Below are 17,566 nucleotides of genomic sequence, written 5' to 3' on the forward strand. Positions count from 1 at the left end.
TCATCCTCCTCCGGACCTGCGCACGCGCGATACGTTCCCGCATGGTCCGTTCATTCCCTGCCGGGAAGGATTTCACGCGGGCGAAGGGCAAAGGAGCAGCGAGCCGGTTGAGCCACCCTCCGAATAGAAACGTGCGCCCACTTATGAACAACTACCAAATCAATCGCACTGCCGGAGCCGTGCTGGTGGCGTGTGCCGCAGCGTGCCTGTTGTTATCGAACGCCGGTGCCCAGCAGCTACCCGCGCCGCCAATGCTGAGTGCGCGGTCGCTGTTCTCCTACGACCATGACGTGCCCCTGAATGCCGTTGTTACGCCACTGGAATCGACCGCCGATTACCACGCCTTTTCCGTGCATTACTACAGTGTGGATAATGCCATGGTACCGGCTGTGTATGTGCTGCCCTCCACGCTGCCGAAAGGCAGGATCCCGTGTGTGATCCTGATGCACGGTCTCGGCGGCAACAAGATGCAGTTGAAAGTGATGTGGACACCACTCGTTCAAAAAGGGTACGCGGTGTTTGCCATCGACGCTCGCTTGCACGGTGACCGCGCTGCGTTGACCCCACTGGCGCTGTTCGGGCTGGCGCCGTATACCACGCGCGAGATGCTGGTCGACACCGTGATCGATCTGCGCCGTGGGATCGACTTCCTTCAGAGCCAGGCGGCAATCGATCCCAACAAAATCGGATACTGTGGTTTCAGCATGGGCGGCATCCTGGGAACGCTGCTTTCGGCGGTGGATAAGCGAGTTCAGGCGCCGATATTGTGCCTGGCTGGTGGTGACTGGAAGTTGATGCTGATGACGTCACAGCTGCCCCAGGCGGTGCAGGCGCGCGCGTCCGGTGGACTGCCCGCCGCAATCGAAACGGCCATCGATCCGATCGACCCCGTACACTGGGTTGCGCGCATCAGCCCAAGACCGGTGCTCTTTATCAACGGCGATCAGGATACAATTGTTCCGGTTGCCTGCGCGAACGAACTGAAGGCCGATGCGCGTGCTCCTAAACAGGTTTTCATGTATCACGGCGGGCATGTGCCGGAGGGCGCCGAGATGCTGCGTGTATTTGCTGAAATATCCGGGTGGCTTGCCCAGAATCTCAAGCCGTAACGCGTGCCGTTCCTTGATAACCGTTGTAACCTCTGTGTACCAGACGTGTCGAATGTTGCATTCCGCTGACTTGACTGCCGCTTCTGTTTGTTCGGTTTTGCTATGCGCAACGTAGGCCGCACTACTCTGCTGATGCTGGCGCCGGCGTCGCTGTTTTTGCTTGCGGCTCCGTTCGTTCCGCAGGCAGCGCCACGAGGCGCTCCAGGCTCTTTTGCCGCACAGGTGCAGCCATTCCTCAAGTCGTACTGCATCGCGTGCCACAGTGGTGCTCAACCGGCTGGCGGTCTCAACTTCACCCATTTCAGGTCAGTACCATCTGTCGTAAATGCCCGGGCCGAGTGGGAGAAGGTTATTCAGTACTTGCAAATCCGGCATATGCCACCGCCCGGCAGCGCGCAGCCTACCGACGCTGAACGCACCGCTCTCATCACCTGGATACAGACAACGCTTGCCAATGCAAATTGTGTTGTTTCCGATCCGGGGCATGTAACGTTGCGACGCCTGAACCGCGCCGAGTACAACAACTCCGTGGAAAGCCTGCTCGGTGTCGACCTGCGCCCAGCCGACAACTTTCCCTCCGACGATGTCGGCTACGGTTTCGACAATATTGGCGATGTCCTCAGCATTTCGCCGCTTCTGATGGAGGACTATATGCGTGCCGCTCGGCAGCTGGCGCAAGCGGCCATCAACGCGCCCGACGCGACGCAGGCCTCCTCACAGATCGCCCCAGGCGAGTTTTCCGGCGGTGGCGCGGCGTTGGTAGATTCCGGCATCGAACTGGATACCAATGGAACGGCAACCGCGAAACATAACTTCCGCATCGGCGGAAGGTACCGGATCACCGTAACCGCGTATGGCGAGCAGGCCGGACCGGCGCCGGCGCATATGGCCGTCTCGCTCGATGGGGCGCCGATCGGCGACGTGGACGTTACCGCAGTAGCAGCCGCGCCCGCCTCCTACACGTTCCAGGCCGCAGTGACCCCGGGGCAGCACACGATTGGCGCCGCATTCACCAACGATTACTACAATCCAAACGACCCGAATCCGGCGAACCGTGATCGCAACCTCATCATCTGCTCCGCGTCGATCTCGCCGCCTCTCGCCGGCTCGTTCCACCTGCCGCATATCAACATGGAGTTGGCGTCGTATCGGAAAGCCGGCCTCGCACCAGCCGTGATCGCTCGCAAAATCCTCAGCCCGCTCGCGGCACACGCGTGGCGCCGTCCGGTTACCGCGGCTGAGGCGGCCCGTCTTGTGCACTACGTGGCGCTTGCGCAGTCGCACGGCGAAAGCTTCGAGCGCGGTCTGCAGCTGGGACTGGAGGCGATCCTGGTTTCGCCGAACTTCCTCTATCATGTGGAGATAACGCCACCGTCCCAAACCGGCGGGCTGCAGAAGCTTACAGACTACGAGATAGCCGCTCGACTCTCTTACTTCATCTGGAGCGACCTGCCCGACGCGGAGCTGACGGCTCTGGCGGCGGCAGGCAAGCTGCACCAACCTGCGGTTTTGGCTGAGCAGGTGCACCGAATGCTACTCGATCCGCGCGCCAGGGAACTGGGCAGCAACTTTGCCGCGCAGTGGCTGGAACTTCGGAACCTGAACACCGTGCGACCCGATCCGGCCCGATTTCCCGAGTACGGTACGGGTCTGCGCGATGATGAACGTACCGAAACCGAGATGTTCTTCAACGATATCGTGCACAACGATCGCAGCGTTCTCAACTTCCTGAACGCCGATTACAGCTTCTTGAACAATCGGCTTGCCCGCTTTTATGGCCTCTCTGGTGTACATGGCGCCGATTTCCGCCGGGTTCAGCTCGCCGATGACCGGCGCGGCGGTCTTGTGACGATGGCCAGCGTACTTACAGTGACCTCCGACCCAACTCGCACCTCGCCGGTCCAGCGTGGCAAATGGGTACTCGACAACATCCTGGGTACGCCACCACCGCCGCCTCCTGCCGTGGTGCCACGCCTGCCGGACGATACTTCCGGCACGGTGAAGGGCACCCTGCGCCAGCGAATGGAGATTCACCGCAAGAATCCCGCGTGTGCATCGTGCCACAAACTGATGGACCCGATTGGATTCGGACTCGAGAACTTCGATGCAGTGGGTAGATGGCGGACCCAGGACGACCACCTTCCGGTGGACGCCTCCGGCACGCTGCCCGGAGGGCAGAGGTTTGATGGACCGGCGGAGTTGAAGGCGATTCTGCTGGCGCGCAAGGCGATGTTCGTGCATTGCCTCACAACCAAGCTGTTCACCTACGCCTTGGGACGCGGGCCAACGGCTGCCGATGCCTGTGGCATCGACGCCATTTCCAAACAGGCGGAAGCGGCTAACTACCGCTTTAGCGCAATTGTTACCGGCATAGCGCAAAGCGTGCCATTTTTGGATACGGCGCCACAAAGCGCCGCACCCACAACGGTTGGGAGGAGATCATGACAAGGCCACTATCACGCCGGACACTGTTGAAGGGCGCCGGCGTAACGATTGCATTGCCATTCTTGGAAGCCATGCTTCCAGCCGGCGCGCTTGCGGCTGAGGCGGTCAAAAAGCAGCCACAGCGGCTCGCATTTGTCTTTGTTCCAAACGGCGCCCATATGCCTGCCTGGACGCCCTCCACTACCGGCGCCGGCTTCGATCTACCCAGCATCCTGGACCCGCTGGCCCAGTTCAAGTCGTCGCTCAATGTACTCACCGGCCTCACCCAGTACAACGCCAACGCCCTGGGCGATGGTGGCGGCGATCATGCCCGATCGGCAGCTGCGTGGCTTACCGGCTGCCACTGCAAGAAGACGGATGGGGCCGATATAAGGGCGGGTGTTTCGGTGGATCAGATTGCCGCGCAGCACGTAGGGAGCTCCACGATGCTGCCGTCACTTGAGATCGGCTGCACTCCGGGTGGCCAAAACGGCAACTGCGACAGCGGATACAGCTGCGCCTACACCAGCAATATCGCCTGGCAATCGCCAGACGCGCCGTTGGCGAAAGAGATCAATCCGCGGCTGGTGTTCCAGCGGCTGTTCGGCACGGCAGACGCGCCGGCGCAGTCACCCGCCGCTCGCGAACGGCGCACGCAGGATGACGAAAGCATTCTCGACTCGGTAATGAGCGACGCTCACTCGCTTCAGGCCAAACTCGGCTCCCGCGACCGCGGAAAGCTGGACGAGTACCTCACCGGCGTGCGCGAAGTGGAGCAGCGCATCAGCAGCTTTGAACGGGCGCGGAACAGTGCCGGCGTAAAGAACTATCCTGAACCGGCCGGCATTCCAACCGATTTCGGCGAGCATATGCGCCTCATGGCCGACATGATGCATATGGCGTTTCGGGCCGACCTGACGCGCGTCTGTACGTTTATGGTGGCCAACGACGGCAATAACCGCAGCTATCCTGAAGCGGGCGTGCCGGAGGGCCACCACGACATGTCGCATCATGGCGGCGATCCGGTGAAGCAGGACAAGATCCGCCGCATCAACCGCTTCCATATGGAGCAGTTTGCCTACCTGCTCGGCAAGCTCCAGGCCACCGAGGAAGCCGGTGGTTCGCTGCTGGATAACTGCATGATCGTCTACGGCGCCGGGATCAGCGATGGCAACGCCCACAATCACGACAACCTGCCGATCCTGCTGGCAGGGCGTGGGGGTGGCACCATCCGCTCCGGGCGCCATGTGGTCTATACCGATGGCACGCCTATGACAAATCTCTTCCTCTGCCTTCTCGACCGGTTGGGCATTGGAGAGGACAAAGTGGGAGACAGCAGCGGCCGGCTGCAGCAGCTGGTTTAGCAGACTGCGCTCGAACTGGTTCAGCGCCGAACGGGCCGTCACGCGGTAGAGCGTGACGGCCCGTTCGACGTTTCCACGTTACAGCCGGCAAGTGCGCCGCCGCTTACAGGCTACGGCGTGAGCACCATTGGCGCATAAAGGCGCCAGCCGCCGAATGTCAGCTTAACCAGGTACGCCTCGGGAATGGTGACCACCGGCGATGCGGGCATCGGAATACGGAACGTCGCCACCGTGGAGCCCGAGAGAACTCGCGTTCCCGTGCCGGTGCTGTAGGTTCCCGTACTCTCATTGTAAAGCGATACCGTGCATCCCAGGTCGAATGGCGCCGCGTGGGTAAACGTGACGGTACCGGTAATCGAGCCACTGGAAGACTGTGACCAGGAGTTGCTGTCCAGTGCCAGCGCAGTTGGGACGGTTGGAATCCCGATCCAACCGGCCGGCTTGTTCTGGTAGTAACCGGTTCCAACAATGTCGCCACCGCTGTTCACGGCCAACGCCGACGTCAGCAGCCATCCGGAACCACGCTCTACCAGCGCGTTCATATCCGTCATCGTTCCCGTGGAGGGGTTGGTGATATCGCCCTGCCACAGAAACGCATGGGTGCCCGATTGGCCGACCACCTCGCCGGTCACCGAGTTGATCGCGTTCGCCTTGCTGAATGTGGTGCCGTGCAGGAACCCAAGCGGGCCATACGCAGTCTGTGTGTAACCGTTCCACGCGAACGCTTCTGTCAGGCCATGCTCGTTGGTACCGCCGGCCACGATGGCGGCGCCAACTACATCGTCCGCGTCCGAGATGCCGGTGGCCGAGCCGGTGCCGGTGAACGTGACTCCGCCAAAAAGGCCGCCCGGCAAATCGAGTACCGGGCCGGCAAGCAGTGGGTCGGCCCAGAACGCGGCGCTGCCGTCGCTGCCGGCTATATCCTCGTACACGTTGTTCACGGCGGCAGCTCGCGTGTTCGCTCCAACGGATGTATGACTGCCACTGGCAGTGTTCAGCAGCAAGGCGCCGGTCACGCCGCCAACCACCTGATAACCCGAGGCAAAGCCGTCATCGTTGATCGCGTTCAATGCCGACTGGCTGGTATCGTCTTCGGTGCGCGTGTAGGTGGCGGAGAGGTAGCTGGTCGGAGTCCAGTGTGACGCATGCGCCAGGGTGTCGGCGCCGATGAAATAACCCCCGATCACACCGAAGTTGTTGATACCAAGGCCCTCGTAGTTGGTTACTGAATCAAAACCGGTTGACGGCAGGCCCGGCATCCAGATGAAGCCCTGCTGAAGGGCCGGAACGATCCCGGCAATCTGATCGTTATCGTTGATCGATGCTGGAATCACATACTGGCTGACTTCGTTGACGTTGATAATCGAATAGAGTGGCGCCTGAGCGGCTCCGCTGTGGGGCACAGCCAGCGCCACCAGGGCTCCGGCGGCGCAGATCAGAAACGATGTGCGGTTCATGAGGTTCCTTTCGATGACTCCGGCCGGCGCGATCCAAACACGGCCGCGCAGTCGTTCGCAGGCCGTCGTTGCTCCCAGAATTAGCGGTGCGTACAGGCTTCACCTGCCGGATTCCGCGCCAGCGGAATGAGCCTGCTCGGTGGGTGCGGTAAGCTGTGCCGGACCCGGCCGCCTGAAGCTCGCGACACGGCGTCCGGAGACCGTTCACTTGTCGCCTGAACCGTCCGGACACCTCGTGCGCAGGCGCCGGGAAGGAACCTGCGCCGAGATCGGAACAATGTGTTGGGTACGCGACTGCGGATCCGCACGGCGCGCTGCGCCAGCAAGGACGTACTATGCCATTGCATTCCAGTGAGCCGGTGAGCCCAATCACGATTCGGAAGTCCGCGCGCACGAGCGGCGCCGATGTAACCGACAGCCTCTGTCCGTATTGCGCGGTGGGATGCGGGACGAAGATCTACACCCGAAAGGGCCAGATACTCAGCATCGAAGGAAACCCGGAGAGTCCGATCAACCGGGGCACATTGTGCCCGAAGGGCGCCAATAGCTTCCAATTGGCTGTAAACCCGCACCGCGTACTGCATGCCCTCTACCGTGAGCCATTCGCGGCGGCGTGGCGGCGCGTTTCGCTCGATTGGGCCATGGAGCGGATCGCCCAGCATGTAAAAACGGCTCGCGATGCGGAACTCGACGCTGCAGTTCCCGGCGACCGGGCTGTTCGTTCCATCGCCACGCTAGGCGGCGCGACGCTGGATAATGAAGAGAACTACCTGATCAAGAAGCTCTTCACCGGCGGGCTGGGCGTACTCTCGGTCGAGAATCAGGCCCGCACTTGACATAGCGCCTCGGTGCCCGGTCTGGGCGCCAGCTTCGGTCGCGGCGCGGCCACCACATTTCCGGCCGATCTTGAGCACAGTGATTGCATCCTCGTCATGGGCTCCAACATGGCTGAGGCCCATCCCGTCGCCTTTCGTTGGCCGATGCTGGCGCGACGGCATGGAGCCAGGATTATCCATGTGGACCCGCGCTTTTCGCGGACTTCCGCCGTAGCGGATCTTCATGTCACGATCCGCGCCGGCTCCGATATTGCATTTCTCGGAGCGCTCATTCACCAGGTTTTGACGCTGGACGGCTGGTTCCGTGAGTATGTCTGCGCGTATACCAACGCCAGCTTCGTTCTTGACCCAAGGTTTCAGGATACCGAGGAAGGCGCAGGCCTGTTCAGTGGTTTCGATCCGGACAAAGGCGCCTACGACCCAACGGGCGCTACGTGGCAATATGAGCAGCGCGATGGCCAGCCGATTCGTGACCCTTCGCTTCACCACCCGCGATGCGTGTTCCAGGTGCTTTGCCGCCATTTTGCACGCTACACGGCCGAGGCCGCGGCCGCGATATGCGGCTGTACCGCCGAACAGATCACTGCTGTGGCGGAGCTCCTGATCGCCAACTCCGGCCGGGAGCGCACCTCCGCGATCTGCTATGCGGTCGGATGGACGCAGCATACAACGGGCGTGCAGATCATCCGCGCAGCCTCCATCCTGCAGTTGCTGCTTGGAAACATCGGGCGCCCGGGCGGCGGCGTCATGGCCCTTCGCGGCCACGCAAGTATCCAGGGATCCACCGACCTGGCAACCCTCTCCGATCTGCTGCCGGGGTATCTGCCGCAGCCCACAACAGCGCCGAAGCACGCTTCGCTGAACGCCTGGGTCGATTTCGAGGGCCGCAAGACCGGCGGCTGGAGCAACGTCCGCAGCTTCATGGTCAGCCTCCTCAAAGCCTGGTATGGGGATACGGCCTTTGCAGCCAATGACTTTGGGTACGACCGGCTGCCGAAGCTCGACGGCGACTACACGCAGCTTCCGTGCTTTCAGCGCATGGTGGATGGTTGCGTGCGCGGCCTGTTTCTGTTTGGCCAGAACCCGGCTGGTGGAGGGCCGAACGCGCGCCTGCACAGGGCCGGGCTACGCAGGCTCGACTGGCTGGTGGTCCGTGACTGGTTTGAAACCGAGAGCGCCGTATTCTGGCGGAGCGATCCTACCGGGCCGCCGCCGGAGGAGATCGGCACCGAGGTGTTCTTCCTGCCGGCGGCCGCCATCCCGGAGAAGGAGGGCAGCTTCACCAACACGCAGCGCCTCATTCAATGGCACGATCGGGCGATCGATCCTCCCGCTGATTGCCGGTCTGACGCGTGGTTTGTGTACCAACTCGGCCTCCGCCTCCGCGAGTTGTATGCCGGCTCGGATTCGCCGTGCGCTGCCCCAATACGCGATCTCACGTGGCAGTACGAGCCGCGCACTCCTACGCTCCTGGCCAACTCGGAGATAAGTCAGACGGTCGGCGATCCAGACCTTGAGGCGGTGCTGCAAGAGATCAACGGCGCCGGCCCGGGAGCGCCGGATGGTTCAGCACAGCCGCTGGCCAGCGCGGCCGAACTGCGCGACGACGGATCCACAGCGTGTGGATGCTGGATCTATACCGGCGTGATGCCGGAAGCCGGTCACAACCGGGCACGAAGCCGCACTACCACCGGCGGCCGCGCGCAAGCCGACTGGGGATTCGCGTGGCCAGCAAACCGTCGGATACTCTACAACCGTGCCTCGGCAGACCCTGCCGGTAGGCCGTGGTCCGAACGAAAGCGGCTGATCTGGTGGGACCAGGCACGAGGTTCGTGGCAGGGCGACGACGTGCCCGATTTTGACGCGGAGAAGCCGCCGGACTACCGGCCGTCCGGCGATGCTGCGGGTATGCAGGCGATTCCCGGTGACGGACCATTCATCATGCAGCCCGATGGATTGGCCTGCCTCTTTGTAACCAGGGGCCTCAAGGATGGTCCGCTGCCGGTACACTACGAGCCGGTGGAATCGCCGATGCCGAACCCTCTCTACGCCCAGCAGGTTACGCCGGTGGTGCGCCGGTTTGAAGGTCCGCTGAACATGCTCGCATCCTCACCCAGCGCCGAATACCCGATAGTGGGGTGCACCTTTCGCCTCACGGAGCACTACCTGAGCGGACCGATGAGCCGCTTCAACAGCTGGCTGAACGAACTTCAGCCGGCAATGTTCGTGGAACTCGGTCCCGAGTTGGCGGCGGAGCGCGGCATCGAAAATGGAGGCTGGCTCACGGTATCCACAGTCCGGGCGAGCATCGAAGCCCGCGCGCTCGTCACCACGCGTCTTCAGCCCCTGAATCTGGATGGCCGTACCGTTCACCAGATTGGCGTACCGTTCCATTGGGGCTTTGCCGGTGAACGCGTCGGCAGCGCCGCGAATGATCTGACGTCGATGGTACTGGAGCCGAACGTTAGCATCCACGAAGGCAAAGTATTCGCCTGCAATGTCCGCGCCGGCCGCCTGGCCGGCCAGCCCAGGCTTCCGACGAAACGCTGGTCGCGCCGCCGGTCGCAAGAGGGCCGGCATCCGTCCGGATCGCGGCCTGAAGGTCAGTTTGGCGGTACGGATGATTAACGCCATCAGGCGCCTGTTCCAGCGTACCGCGCCTGCCGACGCGCCTGTGGAGCGCGAGCAGACCGGCTTCTTTACCGACACCACCCTCTGTATCGGCTGCAAGGCGTGTGAGGTTGCCTGCAAGCAGTGGAATCAGCTGCCTGCCGATGGAATGCGCTTCTCGGGCCGCAGCTACGACAACACGATCGAGCTTTCTGCCACTACGTGGCGGCACGTGGCCTTTATTGAGCAGCCGGCGCCCGGCGGCCCGCCGGCATGGTTGATGATGAGCGACGTTTGCAAGCATTGCAACAACGCTCCATGCCGGGAGGCGTGTCCCACTGGAGCGATCATTACGAACGAGTTCGGCTCGGTGTATATACAGCCGGATGTGTGCAACGGATGTGGCTACTGCATTTCGGCATGCCCGTTCGGCGTAATCGGGCGAAGCGCTGAAGATGGCCACGCGCACAAGTGCACGATGTGTTACGACCGGCAGCGTAATGGCATGACTCCGGCATGCGCGCAGACATGCCCCACAGAATCGATTCAGTTTGGCCCGATCGAGGAGCTGCGGCATCGCGCACGGGCTCGGCTCGATGCGCTGCGATCAGCGGGTGTGGAGGCCGGCCTGTACGGTGCGGAACCTTCCGACAGATATGGCGCCATGAACGCGTTCTTTCTGCTGACCGACGCGCCCGAAGTGTACGGCCTGCCGTCCGATCCGGTTCGGCCATCTCGCGGTATGGCGCGCCGCTATGGTGTGAGCCTGTTGGCCGGTATCGGGCTCACGGCTCTGGCCGCCATGCTTCTGCGTGGAAATCGCGCTTGAGCGCGCCGTCGTTTCTCAAGAAGCCGGTCTGGACGTGGGAGGTGCCGGCCTACTTCTTCCTTGGCGGCCTGTCGGCCGGCGCCTATCTCTTATCGCGTGCAGCTTCGGCAGGTACACGGAAATACCGCGGCGTGGCCAAATCCGGCCTGATAGTCGCCGTCGTCGCACTTCTGCCGTGCCCGGCGCTGCTGGTGAGTGACCTGGGTGATCCCCGGCGCTTCCACCACATGCTGCGTGTTTTCAAGCCGGTGTCGCCGATGAACCTCGGCGCCTGGACGCTTGTCGTCTACTCCAGCGCCGTCGTGACCGCGCTTGCGGCGGAGCGGCCGTTCCGCGCGGCCCGTGCCGCTGGGTCCTATGCGGATACTGTCGGCGTGCCGGCGGCGTTACTGTTGGCGGGTTACACCGGCGTGCTGCTGAGCACCACGGCCAACCCGGCTTGGGCCGGCAACCCATGGATCGGTCCGCTGTTCAGCGCTGGAGCTATTGCGGCGGGCGCCGACGCGATCGAACTGGTGCGTGAGGTCGCTGGAGGGAGCGAATCCGAGTTATCGGCCGTGCGCGGCGTCGCCAGTGCTGCCCGCGTCGTTGAGGCAGCCACACTGGCCGCAACTCTACGCACAGCCGCTCAACATGCGCCGGGCGCCCTGCGACCTCGGCAAACACGCTGGACGCTTGTCGCCGCCGTGGTTGGCATCGTCCTCCCGGCCGTACTGGAGCTGCTTCCAGTGGCAAACCCCCGGCTGCGCCGATCGCTGCGCGCTGCCGGATGCGCGGTCGGCCTTGCCGGCGGAGCTGCGCTTCGATTCGCCGTGGTGGAGATGGGCCGTAATTCGATAACCGAGGCTGGGCTTGCCGCAAGGGACGTTGAAGCCGTAAAGGAGAACACGCGCGGCCTCGGTGAAGATCGCTCCTCGCGGCAATGAGACGCCAGGCACACGAGGAAACCAGCGCAGCGCTCTGAGAGTCCGTCATGGCTGTTGCGTCAGCGGACCGGATACTTTCGTGCCGCCGGTACCAAAACGGAATTCGGGAAGGATTCCCGGTCGCTATCCCTAAAAGTCTCCCGTTGCTGTCCAAATTGCCGGATGTCAGGGTCGCCCTGAGGCATCGCCACACCCTGTCGCCGTTGTAGACGCGTGTGGTACCGAAAGGAATTGTAAAGCATGACGCTTCGAAGGATTGTAACTCTCATTGCCGTCTGCGCGGTTGTGGCTGCCTTGCCTCGGTTGGGCTTCGCACAGGCCGTTCCGCAGTACTCGATAATCAACGTCAACCCAACCGGTACGATCGGTACGCCAACCGGCATCAACGACGACTACCAGGTAGTTGGGAATGACGCGACCGGTAAAGGGTTCGTCTGGATGCCCGGTGTGCCGTCGTTCCATTTCGATCCGACCGTGTCGGATACGCACTACTACGCCTATACGATCAACAATCTGGGCGAGGTCGGCGGTACGGCCTGGAATACCGCACTCAGTGCCGCCGTTTCCGTCGGTGTGTGGGCCCCGAGCACATACTTTGGCACCACCTATAGCCTGATATACAGCCTGGGCGGCGTCAACGCCGTGGATTGGCCCGGGGCTGCTCTCGCACTGAATGACGATGACTACCTTTGCGGGACCCTCCAGGATTCGTCCATGGCGCCGAAGACATTTGATGGGGTCGAGGTTACTTCCACCACCGCAGTCTCGTACATCGCGGATAACTACGAATACACCGGCATCTCGAATATATTCGAGGATATGTGCGGTACGAATCTCGGCGTTTCGCCAACTCAGGCAATATTCAGCCCCAACTTCTTCACCCCCCCTTCTACCACCACATTGCTTGCGGGAGGCACCTTCGGCGGCGTGACGTATGCTACGCCCTCCGTCGCCAGCGGAATCGACGATGCCGATAACGTGGTCGGCGCCGCGCACAACAGTGTCACGGGCAACTCCGAGGCTTTTGCATGGAATGGGCGGACGGGTGCGCCGTACGGCCCGCTTGGCTTTCTGCACAACACCGACTACAGCGTGGCGAACGCCATCAATACGTCGACCGGCATCGTAATCGGACAGTCCGGTGAGCATGCTTTCCTCTGGTCGGGTGATGTTACCAACCCGTCCGCCGGCGCCATGACCGACCTGAATTCGCTGGTGCAAAGCAACAGTGGTTGGCGCCTTGTCAAGGCGGTGGGGCTGAACGATGACGGAGCGATTGTCGGCACGGGCTACTACCAGCAGAAGCAGGCGGGGTTTATTGCGATACCGGTGATCATCAGCAGTATCACAATGGACTCGCCGTCTGTGGTGGGCGGCAATACCCTTGCCGGCACGATAACTCTGGACGCGCCGGCGCCGTTTGATATGAACGTTACCGTAACCACATACAGCGCCAGCCTGAACTTTGGTACGGGCATCTACTCGGCCGGCGTGGTCGTCCTGGCCGGCGACACCACGGCCCGGTTCGTGGTCCACTCGACCAGCGTTACCGTGGATACTCCGGTGACCTTGAAGGCCACTTTCGGAGGCTGGCGCCGCTACGCCAAGGTCGACGTTCTTCCGTAACGCCGCAACCAGGCGGAGATATCGGTCGCTTCGCCCGGGAAGAGAGTTACTGCCGGGTTGCCTGGCGCGGGCGGAAACTCGCGCCGGCGATCCGGCGCGGCCAAAGCCGGTTAGATGTCATGGAGCGACGGCACGCCCGGCCCGCAGAAGCCTCGGTCGGAATCCGATCGAGCTGCACCTGCTCCCGGATGTGACGCACAAGCGAGGGTGATCCGCTTCGGCCCAGAACTGTTTCGTCCTCCGGAAGCCTGCCGACGCGGGATCTGCGCTGCGAAGGTGAAGCTTCCGCATCGTCATCCCGCACGCTGTCGACGGAGTGGCAGCTGACGGCTCCGGCACACTTCCGCCTACGTCGACATCTCCGGCGCTGCAGCGCCCCGCGTTCGTCTGTGCGATTGGAAGCATTAGCGGCATTTCCGGAAGGAGTTTGGCGACTCCGTCGCGAAATCTCCAGCGGCGGCACGGGCTGCCACGAGGCAGGGCAGTTCGATCACGCCCGGCTAACCGTGTGAACCACACCCCGCAGTTGCTCTGCGGCCCGCAGCAGTCGCCCGTGCGGCGTGCCGCACCGGAAGGAGTTGTAGACCGGTATGCTTCAACGATTAGGCACTCTCATGTCCATCGCAGTTGTGGCGACTGCTCTTTCACGGCCGGGCCTGGCGCAGCAGTACTCGATAATCAACGTCAACCCCGCAGGCACCGTCGGCAGCCCAACCGGCATCAACGATGATTATCAGGTAGTTGGGAACGACGCGACCGGCAAAGGATTCGTCTGGATGCCGGGTGTGCCGTCGTTCCATTTTGACCCAACCGTTTCGCACACGCATTACTATGCCTATGCGATCAACAACCTGGGCCAGATTGGCGGAACGGCCTGGGATGTCACGCTGGGCGCCGCAGTGGATCCCGGCGCCTGGACGCCGGCCACTTATTTTGGCACCACGTATTCCCTCACCTTTGACTGGCCGGCAATCAGCGCCTCGGGGTGGCCCGGGAGCGCCCTCGCAATAAATGACGATAGTGTGCTTTCCGGCACCCTGCAGGACCCAAGCGCCGCGCCAGACGGATTCGACGGACTTGAAGCGAATTCCGGCGCGTACGTCATTGTGACGAACAATGAGTACACTGGCGTCGCAAACATATTTGAGGATATGTGTGGCACGGACATCGCCGCTTCGCCGATGCAGGCGGTATTCAGCCCTGACTTCTTTCCCGGTCTGCACACGGCGACCACGCTCGCGGGGGGCACATTTGGCGGCGCCACGTATGCGACACCATCCGCTTCCCATGGAATCGACGACGCGGATGATGTCATCGGCTCTGCGCACAACAGCGTCACGGGCAATCTGGAGGCATTCGCCTGGAATGGGCAGACCGGTGCGCCGTACGGTCCGCTGGGCTTTTTGCCCAACACCAAGTACAGCGTGGCGAACGCCATTAACACTGTCAGCAGTACTGTGGTGGGACAGTCGGGCGAGCATGCCTTCCTTTGGACCGGTAATGTCACCACTCCGTCCTCGGTGGGCATGGTCGACCTGAACTCGCTGGTGGAAACGAACAGCGGCTGGCGGCTGGTCAGCGCAACGGCGCTGAACGACTACGGCGCCATCGTAGGCAACGGCTACTACCAGCAGAAGAAGGCCGGGTTTCTGGCGATACCGGTGATCATCAGCGGCCTCACGATGGACTCGGCGACGGCGGTCGGAGGCAACACAATCGCCGGGACCGTCACTCTGGATGCGCCGGCGCCGTTCGACATGACGATAACCGTTTCCACATACAGCGCCAAGTTGAACTTTGGCGCCGGAGTCTATTCAACGGGAGTCACGGTCTACGCCGGGAACACCAGTGCTCGCTTTGTAGCAAACTCCACCACCGTTACGATGGATACTCCGGTAACGCTGAAGGCCACGTTCGGCGGATGGCGGCGCTATGCCACCGTTGACCTGCTTCCGTAATTATTAAAGTGGCCCACGGGCCCTTCGCTTCAATCCGGGAGACCGTGACTGCCTGGTTGCCTGCCGCGGGCGGAAACTCGCGCCGGACGAGGCCACCGAAGTGACCGCGTTAGGCTATACCCAATGCACGTTGCGTGCGAAGCGAGGTAAGTGACCATGCGGCAACTCAATCTTAGAGCGCCCTGCCTGGCGCTCACTCTCGCCCTTCTGCCGTGCCCAGGCTGCAAACGCGGCGCCGCGGCCCCGGCGCCGCCGGTCTGGCGGTACGCGGTAGTGTTTCATCCTTTCGGCGGCGCAGCGAGCTATGCGGGCGTAGCCGACGTCAGTTCGGTCTCGGGCGCGATGCAGCAGCTGCTCGACGCAGTCGCGGCGCCGACCGAAGTCTCCAGATCGAGATTCTCCGCACCGCCGGGCGCCTACGACATCTGGCTGGAAGGAAACGGCTGTCATGCGGAGGTCATCTGGATCCCGGCCACCTCAACGTATGGCGTTGTCCAAAACGGCCGGATGACCCGCATGTTGGCCGATGGCGGCGTACTCAAGAACGCAGTGCTGGCCGTCCGGCCGTTCCTTGAACCCAACGGATTCGGCAGGAACGCCGCATCCCCGACAGCGGCACAATCGACCGGTGACTATCCGGCCGGTCCACGCACCCTCGCAGGGACTGTGCGCGCGTCACCTGTCATTGTGCGCGGGCGGGTTGTGGCCGTCCTGCGGGAGCAGCACGTACCAGAAAACGACCCCGGGCCGATCGAAGAGACCATCCTCCTTGTAGCGGTCGAACGGTATCTGCGCGGTGGTGGTCCGCGATGCGCCCACAGGCCAAAGGCATCGCAAGCGCCAGTTTACCGCAATGGTTCGCCGTGCGACTGCGGCTCCGGCTTCGCGCAATCCGCCCGCCTTTCGCTCCGCAATCAACGCCAAGCCGTTCTCATTTAGAACACGAAGCCAGGCTTAGGAGCCGGCCCCGGCATAAGTCTCATTGGTCGCATTTCAGCAAGCGCCCCGCGCTGCCATCGCGTTTGGCGCTGGAGTGCGCGCCTACCACATGGGACCAATGCGACATATAGGACATATAGGTTCGCGCACACGTGGCCGGCAAGTCGCTTAGCGGGCGCGCACCGCGGATGAATCTCAGCGGGATGGTTCCGGCTTTGCCCCCGGCTGTGCGCCAGGCATCGGTTCTGCTGCCGCATACGTCTCATATGTCCCATTTGTCGCATTTCAGCAAGCGCACCGCGCTGCCATCGCGTTTGGCGCTGGAGTGCGCGCCTACCACATGGGACCAATGCGACAACTAGGACATATAGGTTCGCGCACACGTGGCCAGCAAGCGGAGTAGCGGCCGCAGGCCGCGCATCGTGGAAGAATCTCAGCGGGATGGTTCCGGCTGTGCGCCAGGTCCGCGTTCCGGTGCCGCATACGTCTCATATGTCCCATTTGTCGCATTTCAGCAAGCGTCCCGCACTGGGGTAGGCGCTAACCAAATGGGACCAATGCGGCATATAGGCTCAGACACCCGTTTTCGGTCCCGGCTCAGGTGTGACCGTCTCGTGTGGTTGTATACCGACAAAGTTTTTTTACCTTTTTTGTCCAATGGCCTTGACAGCATTCAAACGGCACTGTAGAATAACTCACATCACCCTGATTAACAGGCTCTTCTCGCAATTGTTCGGCGATAGCGCATCGCCGGCAATCGTTTTAATAAGACGCACGCCACAGGACCTTAATTCGCCCCGCGACGCACGCATCATCAGGCAGCCGTTTGACGTCCGGCTGCAAGCCGACAGGGCTGGAGAAAGGTCAATTGTAATGGCAGGCAAACGTAAATCGCGCGGCGCATCCGATTCCAGCTCTCCGAATGGTATGGGGGGCAGTAGCCATCAGGATAATCCGTCCAGACTGAGGCCACGCCTCACCGGCCGCGAGGTTATCCAAAGTGCCACGCGCTGCCTGCGTGCATGGCGTCCGGGCCTTATTGCAGTATCGTTTGCCCTAGGCACGTTTGTTTTGCCTGAGGGCGCCTCATGCCAGTACGGCGGCACGAAGCCTCCGTACGCAACAGTCACTCTCTTCTCGGAGAACAACAGCCCAGCTGGATCGTTTTCGCCGGGACACCCGATGTCCTGGTGCGCCACGGTGAGCGCCGGCGTACCAGCGCAGGTGCTCGTCGGCGCGACGATCAACTTCACCCTCCTGAATCCTGTCGGAGCTCCGATCAATCTCAGCACGAACAGCGCCGTGACCAATAGCTGCGGCCAGGCAATCGTAATAGCCAGCGGATCTGCCCAGGGCGTAGCGACGCTACAGGCATCCTGGACTGGCCCGGACGGTACGGTGTACACGCAAGCCGGCGACGCGTATTGCCTCACCGCAACGTATAAGGACAACAGCGGGCCCGACGGGGAACTGTACCCACCGCTGTCG

General features: G+C 62.3%; 12 protein-coding genes. 11 read left to right on the plus strand and 1 reads right to left on the minus strand.

The annotated features are described in order from the left end of the window. Window positions 1–143 precede the first annotated feature (143 nt). The 3 genes from KGJ62_15295 to KGJ62_15305 all read left to right on the plus strand — a co-directional run bounded on the left by KGJ62_15295 (window position 144) and on the right by KGJ62_15305 (window position 4,897). The gene (locus KGJ62_15295) at window positions 144–1,109 is read left to right on the plus strand and encodes an alpha/beta fold hydrolase (protein MDE2127945.1); all 966 of its coding nucleotides are present in this window, start codon (window positions 144–146) and stop codon (window positions 1,107–1,109) included. A 102-nt stretch (window positions 1,110–1,211) separates the two neighbouring features. Beyond that, complete coding sequence (locus KGJ62_15300) at window positions 1,212–3,554, plus strand: DUF1592 domain-containing protein (protein ID MDE2127946.1); 2,343 nt, start codon at window positions 1,212–1,214, stop codon at window positions 3,552–3,554. Continuing rightward, a complete protein-coding gene (locus KGJ62_15305; protein ID MDE2127947.1) occupies window positions 3,551–4,897 on the plus strand; it encodes a DUF1552 domain-containing protein in 1,347 nt (448 codons plus the stop codon). The genes KGJ62_15300 and KGJ62_15305 overlap by 4 nt, the downstream gene beginning before the upstream one ends. A 110-nt stretch (window positions 4,898–5,007) precedes the next feature. Here KGJ62_15305 and KGJ62_15310 read toward each other — a convergent pair whose 3' ends face one another. Continuing rightward, window positions 5,008–6,354, minus strand: a complete 1,347-nt coding sequence (locus KGJ62_15310; GenBank protein ID MDE2127948.1) for a hypothetical protein — start codon at window positions 6,352–6,354, stop codon at window positions 5,008–5,010. A 335-nt stretch (window positions 6,355–6,689) separates the two neighbouring features. Here KGJ62_15310 and KGJ62_15315 point away from each other — a divergent pair, with 335 nt between their 5' ends. From KGJ62_15315 to KGJ62_15350, 8 genes are all read left to right on the plus strand, one after another. Further along, entirely contained in the window at window positions 6,690–7,190 is a 501-nt protein-coding gene (locus KGJ62_15315) for a dehydrogenase (protein MDE2127949.1), read from the plus strand. Window positions 7,191–7,202: 12 nt separating this feature from the next. Further along, window positions 7,203–9,818, plus strand: coding sequence for a molybdopterin-dependent oxidoreductase (locus KGJ62_15320; protein MDE2127950.1), 2,616 nt, complete (start codon window positions 7,203–7,205; stop codon window positions 9,816–9,818). Next, window positions 9,811–10,629 carry a 4Fe-4S dicluster domain-containing protein gene (locus tag KGJ62_15325; protein MDE2127951.1) on the plus strand — a complete coding sequence of 273 codons (819 nt, stop codon included), beginning with the start codon at window positions 9,811–9,813 and terminating at the stop codon, window positions 10,627–10,629. The genes KGJ62_15320 and KGJ62_15325 overlap by 8 nt, the downstream gene beginning before the upstream one ends. After that, entirely contained in the window at window positions 10,626–11,555 is a 930-nt protein-coding gene (gene nrfD / locus KGJ62_15330) for a polysulfide reductase NrfD (GenBank protein ID MDE2127952.1), read from the plus strand. The genes KGJ62_15325 and nrfD overlap by 4 nt, the downstream gene beginning before the upstream one ends. A 240-nt stretch (window positions 11,556–11,795) precedes the next feature. Continuing rightward, the gene (locus tag KGJ62_15335) at window positions 11,796–13,181 is read left to right on the plus strand and encodes a hypothetical protein (protein MDE2127953.1); all 1,386 of its coding nucleotides are present in this window, start codon (window positions 11,796–11,798) and stop codon (window positions 13,179–13,181) included. Between the two features lie 590 nt (window positions 13,182–13,771). Beyond that, window positions 13,772–15,139 carry a hypothetical protein gene (locus KGJ62_15340; GenBank protein MDE2127954.1) on the plus strand — a complete coding sequence of 456 codons (1,368 nt, stop codon included), beginning with the start codon at window positions 13,772–13,774 and terminating at the stop codon, window positions 15,137–15,139. Between the two features lie 156 nt (window positions 15,140–15,295). After that, on the plus strand, window positions 15,296–16,078 hold the full coding sequence (locus tag KGJ62_15345; GenBank protein ID MDE2127955.1) for a hypothetical protein: 783 nt from the start codon (window positions 15,296–15,298) through the stop codon (window positions 16,076–16,078). A gap of 1,182 nt (window positions 16,079–17,260) precedes the next feature. Continuing rightward, the coding region (locus tag KGJ62_15350; protein ID MDE2127956.1) for a hypothetical protein at window positions 17,261–17,566 on the plus strand (306 nt) is incomplete at its 3' end.

It is taken from the genome of Armatimonadota bacterium (genome assembly GCA_028871815.1).
Classification (GTDB): domain Bacteria; phylum Armatimonadota; class Chthonomonadetes; order Chthonomonadales; family Chthonomonadaceae; genus REEB205.

Bases quoted from the DNA above. Each gene is read 5' to 3' on its own strand.
- KGJ62_15310 (MDE2127948.1), bottom strand. From the start codon at position 6,354: ATGAACCGCACATCGTTTCTGATCTGCGCCGCCGGAGCCCTGGTGGCG.
- KGJ62_15300 (MDE2127946.1), top strand. From the start codon at position 1,212: ATGCGCAACGTAGGCCGCACTACTCTGCTGATGCTGGCGCCGGCGTCG.
- KGJ62_15305 (MDE2127947.1), top strand. From the start codon at position 3,551: ATGACAAGGCCACTATCACGCCGGACACTGTTGAAGGGCGCCGGCGTA.
- KGJ62_15325 (MDE2127951.1), top strand. From the start codon at position 9,811: ATGATTAACGCCATCAGGCGCCTGTTCCAGCGTACCGCGCCTGCCGAC.
- KGJ62_15295 (MDE2127945.1), top strand. From the start codon at position 144: ATGAACAACTACCAAATCAATCGCACTGCCGGAGCCGTGCTGGTGGCG.
- KGJ62_15340 (MDE2127954.1), top strand. From the start codon at position 13,772: ATGCTTCAACGATTAGGCACTCTCATGTCCATCGCAGTTGTGGCGACT.
- KGJ62_15345 (MDE2127955.1), top strand. From the start codon at position 15,296: ATGCGGCAACTCAATCTTAGAGCGCCCTGCCTGGCGCTCACTCTCGCC.
- KGJ62_15335 (MDE2127953.1), top strand. From the start codon at position 11,796: ATGACGCTTCGAAGGATTGTAACTCTCATTGCCGTCTGCGCGGTTGTG.
- KGJ62_15315 (MDE2127949.1), top strand. From the start codon at position 6,690: ATGCCATTGCATTCCAGTGAGCCGGTGAGCCCAATCACGATTCGGAAG.